We start from the raw sequence: 4597 nt of genomic DNA, 5'->3' as shown, positions 1-4597 counted from the left end.
CGTTCAGGTGGTGCGCGACCACGGCGCCGACCGACGCGACGACGCCCGGACCGACCGCCTCCCCCGCTGGTCCGCCCCGGACCGCGCGGCTCACCGCTCTGCTGTGGTCGAGTGCCTCGAGGCGATCCGGGCGGGCGAGGTCTACCAGGCCTGCCTGAGCACCCGACTGGACGGGCATCTCCGCGCGGACCCGCTCGAGACCTTCCTCGAGATCTCCGGCCACTCGCCCGCCTCACGATCGGCGTATCTCGAGGGCCCCTGGGGCGCCGTCCTGGGGTTCTCGCCCGAGGTGTACCTGGTTCGCCGTGGTGACCAGGTGCACTCCAGCCCCATCAAGGGCACGCTGGCGGCCGACCTCGACCCGGAGTTGTTGCTGGGGTCGGCGAAAGACGTCGCCGAGAACATCATGATCGTCGACCTGGTCCGCAACGACCTCGGGCGCGTGGCCGACGTCGGGTCGGTGACCGTGACCGACCTGCTCGCCGTACGGCCGGCACCGGGGGTGCACCACCTGGTCTCCACCGTCACCGCCCACACGACCGCGGACCACCCGGCATTGGTGGAGGCCACGTTCCCTCCCGCATCGGTCACCGGGACCCCCAAGGCGCGGGCTCGGGAACTGATCGCCGGGTGGGAGCCGCGGTCCAGGGGCCTGCACTGCGGGGCGTACGGCTTCGCCCTGGGCCCGGACCTCGAACTCGCGGTGGCCATCCGGACCCTCGAGGTCTCCCCCGACGGGCGCGTGGAGCTGGGCGTGGGCGGGGGCATCACCGTCGATTCCGACCCCGACGCCGAATGGGAGGAATGCGTGCACAAGGCCGCGTTCACCTGGGGCGGCGGTCCGCCGCCCTGGTGACCGGCGTGGGCCGCGAGGCGTCGCGGGGTCGGTCAACCCCGCGCGTCGACGACCGCCTGGTAGAGCTCACGTCTGGTCAGCGACGACCCCTCCGCGACCGTCGCGCACGCGTCCTTGAGCCGTTCACCCGCCTCGACCCGCTCTTCGACGATCTCCACCAGGTCCTCGGTCGTGGCGGCGGAACCGGGCGCGTCCGCCCCCTCGATCACCACCACGATCTCCCCGCGCACCCCGTCAGCGGTCCGGTCGGCCAGGTCGCCGAGCGTGCCCCGCAGGACCTCCTCGTAGGTCTTGGTGAGCTCGCGACACACCGCGGCCCGCCGACCCGGACCCAGTGCCTCCGCGGCCTCGGCGAGCGTCTCGGCGAGCCGGTGCGGTGACTCGAAGAACACGCACGTGCGCTCCTCGGCGACCAGGCGGGCCAACCAGGTCCGCCGGCGACCCGCCCGACGCGGGGGGAAGCCGTCGAAGCAGAATCTGTCCACGGGCAGACCGCTGAGGACCAGCGCGGTCGTCACGGCCGACGGGCCGGGCAGACAGGTCACGGGGAGGTCCGCATCGATACACGCGGTGACCAGCGAATAACCCGGGTCGGATACCGCGGGCATCCCCGCATCGGTGACCACGGCCACCACGTCTCCCGCCCGGACGCGGTCGATCAACTGGGGGACGCGACCCGCCTCATTGTGCTCGTAGAAGCTCATGACCCGCCCCCGGATGGTCACACCGAGCGCGGTGGCGAGCCCCCGCAGGCGCCGGGTGTCCTCGGCCGCCACCACGTCCGCGGAGGCGAGCAGGTCCCGCAGTCGCGCCGAGGCGTCGCCCGGGTTCCCGATAGGGGTGGCGGCCAACACGACACGTCCGGACGTCATGCGCTCCAGACTATCCCCGGTCCGCGCCGACTCACTCGCCCTGCCCGTCTCCCCGACATCCGAAAGGCCCCCATTATGCTCGCCGTGTGACCCCGACCCCAGGCGTGCGATCCCCGGGCCGCCCGCTCCCGGTTCCGGACACCGGCCCGGTCGACACCCCCCGCGACTGGATGGCCACCGGCCTCATCCTGGTCCTGGCCTTCCTCTCCCGCTTCTGGGGTCTCACCTCCGCCACGGATGAGGGCACCCCGGTCTTCGACGAGAAGCACTACGCGCCACAGTCGTTCAGCATCGCGCAGTTGGGGATCGAGGAGAACCCCGCTTACGGCCTGGTGGTCCACCCGCCCGTCGCCAAGCAGATCGAGTCGCTCGGTGGTCTGCTCTTCGGCTACACGCCCCTGGGCTGGCGGTTCACCGCCGCGATCGCCGGCGTCCTGGTGGTGCTGATGGTCATGCGGATCACCAGGCGGCTGACCCGTTCCACCCAGCTCGGCCTGATCGCGGGCCTGCTGATGTGTCTCGACGGGGTCACGTTCGTGACCTCCCGCATCGGCATGCTGGACATCTACCAGGTCCTGTTCGTCACCGCCGCCGCCGGCGCCCTGCTGGTGGACCGCGACCAGATGCGCGGCCGCATGCACCGTGCCGCGCTCGCCGGACGCCTCCACCTGTCGGATCTCGGGCCGCGGCTGGGGTTCCGCTGGTGGCGGTTCACCGCCGGCGTCATGCTGGGGCTCGCGCTGGGGGTCAAGTGGTCCGGCCTGTACTTCATCGCGTTCTTCGGACTCATGACCGTCGCCTGGGACTGGGCACTGCGCAGCCGCTACGGCGTCCGGCGCCCCGTGGCGGGCGCCCTTCTCCGCGACTCCGTGCCCGCGTTCTTCTCGCTCGTCATCTGGCCCGTCCTGATCCACATGTTCACCTGGCTGCCGTGGTTCGCGAGTGAGAACTCCGTCTACCGGCATGTCGTGGGCACCAAGGTGGAGGACAACTGGCTGCCCGACTCCCTGCAGTCGTGGCTCTACTACCAGTCCTCCGTGCTGGACTTCCACTCCTCGCTCACCACCTCGGCGGGCAATCGGCACCCGTGGGAATCCAAGCCGTGGACCTGGCCGATGAGCCTGCGGCCGATGCTCTACTACGTCGAGCAGGGCGAGGAGGTCACCGGCTGTGGTCAGGACTCCTGCGTCCGCGCGATCATGCTCCTGGGCACGCCCGCGATCTGGTGGCTCGCGATCCCCGTCCTCGGGTGGGCGTTCTGGCGGGCGGTGATCTGCCGCGACGGCCGGTACGCGTTCCCGCTCGTCGGCTACATGGCCGGCTACCTGCCGTGGTTCTTCCAGCACGACCGTCAGATGTACTTCTTCTACGCCGCGGTGATGGTGCCGTTCTTCGTGATGATGGTCGCGCTGGTGCTGGGCGAGATCGCCGGTGGATCCGGCGACTCCCCCCGCCGGCGGATCATCGGCCTCGGGATCGTGTGCCTCTACCTCGCGCTGGTGGTGGCCAACTTCATCTACATGCTGCCCATCCTGTCCGGGATGCCCATCACCCCCACGGAATGGAGCCAACAGCTCTGGTTGCCGTCCTGGCGCTGAGCCGATCTCCACCCATGCCGGTCCCCGCCGACGCCGGACGCGCATCCGGCAGGACGCCGTCGGCTCACCCGCCCAGGACCCTGTCAATGCTGAACCTGCCCGCGCCGACCGCGGCGATCAGCAACACCCCCACCCCCAGCGCCACCACGAGCTCCCACCCGTTCTGGGTCACGAAGGGGCCGTTGGTGGCGTGGACGAAGTACAGGGCCCCCGCCATGTCCACCGCCAGCAGGATCCCGGCCAGCGGGGTCAGGATGCCCGCGATGAGCGCGATCCCGGCGATCAGCTCGACCCCGGCGACGACCGCCGCGGTGACCTCCGGTTGCGGGATCCCGTACCCGGCGAACTGCTCGCCCACGCGGCCCAGCCCCAGGGTGAAGAACTTCTGCCACCCGTGGGCCACGAACACCGCCCCGAGCCCGATCCGGGCCAGCAATATCGCGGCGTCGTTGAGGGTCTCCATCCCCCTCACGGGAGGATTCCCTCGCCGGCCTTGGTGATACGACGGCTCAGTAGCTTCATCGCGAGGATATAGAGAGGTGGCGCGAACTTCTGGGCGGCGAACGCCAGCCTGATGTCCGGCGAGGTGTAGACGATGTAGCGCCCCTTGCGCACACCCTCGATCGTCTTGGAGGCCGCCACCTCCGGGGTGACGGCATGGCGACGGAACTGGTCCACGGTCTTGGCGACCTTCGGATCCGAGCGGTCCACGCCCGCGATCTCCACGGTCTCCACCAGCGGGGTGTCCACGCCGCCGGGGCACACCAGGTGCACGCCGATCTGGTAGGGCGCCAGATCGAACCGCAGCACCTCGGCGATGCCGCGGATGCCGAACTTGGCCGCGCTGTAGGCGGCGTGCCAGGGCAGGCCGAGCAGGCCCGCGGCCGACGAGACCATGACCAGGGCAGCGGGTCGCCGAGCGGCCATCATCGCCGGGACGAACGCCTCGACCACGTGGATGGTGCCCATGAGGTTGACCTCGACCATCGACCGCCACACGCGGTGCTCGAGGAGGTCAGGCCGTCCCCAGGCCGAGTTACCCGCGACGTGGAAGACCGCGTGCGGGGCGCCGTGGGCGGCGACGACGCCCTCGCCGAACCGCATCACCGCCTCGTGGTCGGTGATGTCCAGTGCCTCCGAGGCGAGCAGCGTGCCACCGGCGTCCCGGCAGGCACCCGCCGCCGAGTCCAGGCCTGCTGCGTCACGGTCCGTCAGCACCAGCGAGGCGCCCTCGCCCGCCAACCCGATCGCCACGGCGCGGCCGATCCCGC

The 4597-nt window shown here is 70.9% G+C and carries 5 protein-coding genes; 2 read left to right on the top strand and 3 right to left on the bottom strand.

Annotation, left to right across the window (positions count from 1 at the left end; all coding sequences use genetic code 11):
- Positions 1-856: aminodeoxychorismate synthase component I (locus tag G6019_RS10175; RefSeq protein WP_241725982.1), on the top strand; the 856-nt coding region annotated here is incomplete at its 5' end.
- Positions 857-888: 32 nt separating this feature from the next.
- On the opposite strand, the gene rsmI is transcribed toward G6019_RS10175, so the two are convergent.
- Positions 889-1728: a 16S rRNA (cytidine(1402)-2'-O)-methyltransferase gene (rsmI, locus tag G6019_RS10170; protein WP_182612198.1), complete on the bottom strand. Its 840-nt coding sequence runs from the start codon at positions 1726-1728 to the stop codon at positions 889-891.
- Between the two features lie 86 nt (positions 1729-1814).
- Here rsmI and G6019_RS10165 point away from each other — a divergent pair, with 86 nt between their 5' ends.
- Positions 1815-3326 (top strand): phospholipid carrier-dependent glycosyltransferase, encoded by a 1512-nt coding sequence (locus G6019_RS10165; RefSeq protein ID WP_182612197.1) that lies wholly within the window; start codon positions 1815-1817, stop codon positions 3324-3326.
- Between the two features lie 64 nt (positions 3327-3390).
- On the opposite strand, the gene G6019_RS10160 is transcribed toward G6019_RS10165, so the two are convergent.
- Positions 3391-3789 (bottom strand): DoxX family protein, encoded by a 399-nt coding sequence (locus G6019_RS10160; protein ID WP_107756957.1) that lies wholly within the window; start codon positions 3787-3789, stop codon positions 3391-3393.
- Between the two features lie 5 nt (positions 3790-3794).
- A partial coding sequence (locus G6019_RS10155) for an SDR family oxidoreductase (RefSeq protein WP_182627513.1) occupies positions 3795-4597 on the bottom strand: 803 nt, incomplete at its 5' end.

The sequence above is a fragment of the Dietzia sp. DQ12-76 genome (assembly GCF_014145045.1).
Classification (GTDB): domain Bacteria; phylum Actinomycetota; class Actinomycetes; order Mycobacteriales; family Mycobacteriaceae; genus Dietzia.
Note: the sequence above shows the minus strand (reverse complement) of the source record. Positions and strands in the feature narration are given on the sequence as shown.

Excerpts from the sequence above, each read along its gene's own strand:
- G6019_RS10160 (WP_107756957.1), bottom strand. The coding sequence starts at position 3,789 with ATGGAGACCCTCAACGACGCCGCGATATTGCTGGCCCGGATCGGGCTC.
- rsmI (WP_182612198.1), bottom strand. The coding sequence starts at position 1,728 with ATGACGTCCGGACGTGTCGTGTTGGCCGCCACCCCTATCGGGAACCCG.